The organism is Pseudomonas agronomica, assembly GCF_025917275.1.
Classification (GTDB): domain Bacteria; phylum Pseudomonadota; class Gammaproteobacteria; order Pseudomonadales; family Pseudomonadaceae; genus Aquipseudomonas; species Aquipseudomonas agronomica.
Window position 1 is genome coordinate 1 of sequence record NZ_JAOSHO010000391.1, and the last position, 4,859, is coordinate 4,859.

Here is a 4,859-nt window from a genome sequence, read left to right on the forward strand (position 1 = left end):
CCCACAGAGAATTGCAGGGGCTTGGGTTTTCCTTGGGCAAAAAAAATGCCGCTCAATCGAGCGGCATTTTTTATAGGCGGGGAATCAATCCTGGGCGACGGCGTTCTTCGCCAGGATCGCGTTGGCCAGTTCCATGTCGGTGGCCTGCAGGCCTGGGTTGTCGGCACGGACTTTCTGCATTGCGGCTTCCAGGTAAGGGCCACGGATGCTGCCGTCACTGGCGACGAAGCTGCCGGCGTCGTCCTGGGCGGCGACGATCAGCTTGTGATCCTTGAAGGTCAGGTAGGTGGAACCGGTGGTCGCACCGGACGAGATGACGTTACGCCAAAACGTGTCGGCCATTGCCGAGCCCACAGGAAGAGAAAGCAAGGCTAGGGTCGCGACAGCAAGTTTGAGACGCATGATAGGTGACTCCACTGGGTTAACTATGACGTTGGATTGCGGAGGGTTCGATTCAGTTCCATGACGCGTCACTCCGCCCGTTCAACCGTTAACACCGTCCCCTCCTGTGCCACCACCCTGACCCGGGCGCCAACAGGCAAATCGGGGCCCTTCGCCAGCCATACGCCATCGGCCACCTTGATCTTGCCCCGTCCATCGACGATTGCCTCGTGGACCTGAAAGACCTTGCCGATCAGTTCCTGTCCGCGCAGGTTCAGGTGTGGCTGATCGCTCTGGCGCACCGCGCTGCGCTGGCGTCGCCACCAGTACAGCGCTGTCGCAATGGCGAACAGGCCGAACAGCAGGAACTGCATCTCCCAAGCCATTTGCGGAAGGATGAAGGTCAGCACACCGACCGCAGCGGCGGCCATGCCGATCCAGAGCAGATACCCGCCAGCGCCGAACACTTCGAGTATCAGCAGGATGACGCCCAGCGCCAGCCAGTCCCAATACGACATCTGTTGCAGAAAACCCCACATACGCGCGCCTCAGGCTTTCTTGCTGTCGAAGGTGGCCTTGACGATCTCGCCGATGCCACCGACGGCGCCAATGACCTGGCTGGCTTCCAGCGGCATCAGGATCACCTTGCTGTTGTTGGCCGAGGCAAGTTGGCCCAGGGCATCGATGTATTTTTGCGCAACGAAGTAGTTCACGGCCTGGACGTTGCCGTCGGCGATCGCCTGGGACACCACCTGGGTGGCCAGGGCTTCGGCTTGCGCCTGGCGTTCGCGGGCTTCCGACTCCAGGAACGCGGCCTGCCGACTGCCTTCAGCCTCGAGGATCTGCGCCTGTTTCTTGCCCTCGGCGGTAAGAATCGCCGACGCTCGCAGGCCTTCGGCCTCCAGGATCTGGGCTCGCTTGATCCGTTCGGCTTTCATCTGCCCGGACATGGCAGCCATCAGGTCGGCCGGTGGGCTGATGTCCTTGATCTCGATCCGGGTGATCTTGATGCCCCACGGCGCCGTGGCTTCATCCACGGTGCGCAGTAGTTTTTCATTGATACCGTCCCGCTGGCTGAGCATGGCATCCAGTTCCATGGAGCCCAGCACCGTGCGGATGTTGGTCTGCAACAGGTTCCGGATGGCGTGTTCGAGGTTGTTGACCTCATAGGCGGCCTGGGCTGTGTTGACGACCTGGAAGAAGCACACGGCGTCGATCTGTACCGTGGCGTTGTCGGCGGTGATGACTTCCTGGGGCGGAATATCCAGCACGCTTTCCATGACGTTGATCTTGCGCCCGATGCGATCCATCACCGGAATGATGATGTTCAGGCCGGGCTTGAGCGTATTGGTGTAACGGCCAAAGCGCTCGACGGTCCATTGGTAGCCCTGGGGTACGACCTTGAACCCCATGAACAGGATGGCGACCACGAGGCCGATGAACAGTAAAAGTACGCTACCGATCTGCATGACGGTTCCCTGTGCGAATGAAGTGGACCTGCGAACCCTGAGTGTAGGGCACGCGGCCATTATCTTCGCTACGGTCCGTTCCGGTTTGTTTGTGGGATATTTCTGCCTCTTGAGCCGGATGGTGCCTACTTCTGCTCGCTCTGCGGCGTTACCCGCAATACTTCCTCGACTGTGGTCAAGCCCGCTGCAACCTTTTGCGCGCCCGAGAGCCGCAGGCTGCGCATGCCTTCCTTGAACGCCTGGCGGCGTACGGCCAGCAGATCGGTATCGGGGTGGATCAAGCCCTTCACGCTATCGGTCAGCTGCATGATCTCGTAGACCCCGGCACGCCCACGATAGCCGGTGTCACGGCACTCCGAGCAGCCGACCGCTTGTTGGGCATTGGTGGGCAGCGGCGCCTGCCAAGGACGCGTCAGGGTTTGCCAGTCGTCTTCATCCAGGGTCAAGGGCGCCTTGCAATGCGGGCACAGTGTACGCACCAGGCGCTGGGCCATGACCCCGAGGACCGTGGCCTTGATCAGGTAATGCGGCACGCCAAGCTCCAGCAGGCGGCTGATGGCACTCGGTGCATCGTTGGTGTGCAGGGTCGAGAGCACGAGGTGTCCGGTGAGGGCCGCCTGGATCGCCATCTCGGCGGTTTCCAGGTCGCGGATCTCGCCAATCATGATGATGTCCGGGTCTTGTCGCATCAAGGCGCGCACGCCTGCGGCAAACGACAGCTCGATATTGTGCTGGACCTGCATCTGGTTGAAGGACGCCTCGACCATTTCAATCGGGTCTTCGATGGTGCAGAGATTCACTTCCGGTGTCGCCAGCTTCTTGAGCGTGGTGTAGAGGGTCGTGGTCTTGCCGGACCCGGTAGGACCCGTAACCAGGATGATGCCGTTGGGCTGTCGCGTCATGTCCTGCCAGCGGCGCAGGTCGTCGGCGGAGAAACCGAGCTGGTCGAAGTCCTTGAGCAGCACTTCCGGGTCAAAGATCCGCATGACCATTTTTTCGCCAAATGCCGTGGGCAGGGTCGACAGTCGCAGCTCCACTTCGCCGCCGTCCGGGGTCTTGGTCTTGACCCGTCCATCCTGGGGCTTGCGTTTTTCCGCGACGTTCATCCGGCCCAGGCTCTTGAGGCGACTGATGATCGCCATCGTCACCTGGGGCGGGAACTGGTAGACGGTGTGCAGCACCCCGTCGATGCGAAAGCGCACGGTGCCCTGCTCGCGGCGCGGTTCGATGTGGATATCACTGGCGCGCTGTTGGAAGGCGTACTGGAACAGCCAGTCGACGATATTGACGATATGGGCGTCGTTGGCGTCCGGCTCCTGGTCGCTGGCGCCTAGATTGAGCAGTTGTTCGAAGTTGCTCAGGTTGCTCGGTTGCTGCTCGACCGTGGTGGCACCGCTGACCGACTTGGCCAGGCGGTAGAATTCCACGCTGAGGCGCTGGATATCCACAGGGTTGGCGACCACCCGCTTGACCGGCAACTTGAGCACGTGGGTGAGGTCCGCTTCCCAACTGCTGACATAGGGCTGCGCGCTGGCAACGGTGACCGCGTCGCGATCGACCGCCACGGCGAGAATCTTGTGGCGCTGCGCAAAGGCATAGGACATCAGCGGCGTTACGGCGGCCACGTTGATCTTCAACGGGTCGATGCGCATGTAGGGTTGGTCGGCCTGCTCGGCCAGCCACAGCGTCAGGTTCTCCAGGTCCAGCCGCTTGCCGGGACGGCTCAGGTCGTCCAGATGCTGGTTGGCGATGAATTCAAGCGGGTGCAACTGGCTGTTGGCAGTGTGACGCCGACGCGCATTGAGTGCGGTTTCCGCTGAATCCTGGCTGATGATGCCCTGGGCGACCAGTTGGCGCAGCAGATCGTTTAGGTCCAGCCAGCGGTCCTGAGTGGCATGTTTGGTGGACATGAGCGTTCGAATTCCTATTGGACAATTGCAGCAAAGCCGCGATACAGACACCTCGATGTCTTGGCCTGGTCTGCAAAAGAATAGTCGCGACGTTATGTACCGTTGGGCCACTACCCGACCAATGAGTTTCGAATTCTTGCCGCAGTGGTCTCAACTCGCGGCCTGGACCGATCCAGCCCGAGCAATTTCAACGTCTTGCACGTCCACCGAACTCAGGCTGATCAAGTTACGCAATTTTTCCGCGATCACCTGGGCACGGTGCCAGCTCAGCCCGTCCATGACGATCTCCATGGACAGCTGATCCTGGTGGCGCTCCATATGGATTTTCTCGGGTATCAGGCCCTGCAATGCAAACAGGTTGAGCACCCGGCACGGCAGGTCCGGTTCGGCCTCGCCCAACAATAGATATTCGACGCGACGATGGGGATTGGCGGTGTGCCAGACGTCGGCGCGCAGCGGGGGCGTGGCGGTGGATTCGAATGAGGGCATGGAACATCTCCTGGATATGCGGAGAAATATTTACATGCGTCCTGAGGTATTTCTTATCTAAGATATGCCTTTATGCTGGTCTTGCGAATTACACCAATCGATATCAGGCTTGTTTGAGGTTTATTAATGCACAGCGAGCTGGACGGCTACGACCGCAGGATACTGGCACTGCTGCAAGAGGACGCTTCGCTGTCCAGCGCGCAGATTGCCGAGCAGGTGGGTTTGTCCCAGTCGCCATGCTGGCGGCGGATCCAGCGGATGAAGGAGGAGGGCATCATTCGTGGGCAGGTGACGCTGCTGGATCGCAAGAAAATCGGCCTGAACACGCAGATATTCGCCGAAGTGAAACTCAACGCCCACGGCCGTTCGAACTTCACCGAATTCACCGAGGCGATCCGCGGTTTTCCCGAAGTGCTGGAATGTTACGTGTTGATGGGGTCGGTGGACTTTCTGCTGCGTATCGTCACGGCAGACATCGAGGCCTATGAGCGGTTCTTCTTCGAGAAGCTGTCTATGGTGCCGGGGATCCAGGAAGTGAACTCGATCGTGGCGCTGTCGGAGATCAAGTCGACGACGAGCTTGCCGGTTATGCGCTGAGCTTGTTGTTGCG

General features: G+C 60.1%; 6 protein-coding genes. 1 reads left to right on the forward strand and 5 read right to left on the reverse strand.

From position 1 onward, the window contains the following. Positions 1 to 84: 84 nt before the first annotated feature. From OC610_RS21240 to OC610_RS21260, 5 genes are all read right to left on the reverse strand, one after another. Positions 85 to 405, reverse strand: a complete 321-nt coding sequence (locus tag OC610_RS21240; protein WP_172680574.1) for a DUF2388 domain-containing protein — start codon at positions 403 to 405, stop codon at positions 85 to 87. Between the two features lie 65 nt (positions 406 to 470). Next, entirely contained in the window at positions 471 to 920 is a 450-nt protein-coding gene (locus OC610_RS21245; RefSeq protein WP_264430527.1) for an NfeD family protein, read from the reverse strand. A 9-nt stretch (positions 921 to 929) separates the two neighbouring features. Next, the gene (locus OC610_RS21250; protein WP_039590305.1) at positions 930 to 1,850 is read right to left on the reverse strand and encodes an SPFH domain-containing protein; all 921 of its coding nucleotides are present in this window, start codon (positions 1,848 to 1,850) and stop codon (positions 930 to 932) included. 125 nt (positions 1,851 to 1,975) lie between these two features. After that, positions 1,976 to 3,760 carry a GspE/PulE family protein gene (locus OC610_RS21255; RefSeq protein WP_264430528.1) on the reverse strand — a complete coding sequence of 595 codons (1,785 nt, stop codon included), beginning with the start codon at positions 3,758 to 3,760 and terminating at the stop codon, positions 1,976 to 1,978. Between the two features lie 150 nt (positions 3,761 to 3,910). Continuing rightward, positions 3,911 to 4,249, reverse strand: a complete 339-nt coding sequence (locus OC610_RS21260; protein WP_264430529.1) for a hypothetical protein — start codon at positions 4,247 to 4,249, stop codon at positions 3,911 to 3,913. A 126-nt stretch (positions 4,250 to 4,375) separates the two neighbouring features. On the opposite strand from OC610_RS21260, the gene OC610_RS21265 reads away from it, so the two are divergent. Continuing rightward, a complete protein-coding gene (locus OC610_RS21265; protein WP_264430530.1) occupies positions 4,376 to 4,846 on the forward strand; it encodes an Lrp/AsnC family transcriptional regulator in 471 nt (156 codons plus the stop codon). The last annotated feature ends 13 nt before the right edge of the window (positions 4,847 to 4,859 follow it).

Coding starts and splice junctions, on each gene's coding strand:
- OC610_RS21245 (WP_264430527.1), bottom strand. CDS start 920: ATGTGGGGTTTTCTGCAACAGATGTCGTATTGGGACTGGCTGGCGCTG.
- OC610_RS21250 (WP_039590305.1), bottom strand. CDS start 1,850: ATGCAGATCGGTAGCGTACTTTTACTGTTCATCGGCCTCGTGGTCGCC.
- OC610_RS21255 (WP_264430528.1), bottom strand. CDS start 3,760: ATGTCCACCAAACATGCCACTCAGGACCGCTGGCTGGACCTAAACGAT.
- OC610_RS21260 (WP_264430529.1), bottom strand. CDS start 4,249: ATGCCCTCATTCGAATCCACCGCCACGCCCCCGCTGCGCGCCGACGTC.
- OC610_RS21265 (WP_264430530.1), top strand. CDS start 4,376: ATGCACAGCGAGCTGGACGGCTACGACCGCAGGATACTGGCACTGCTG.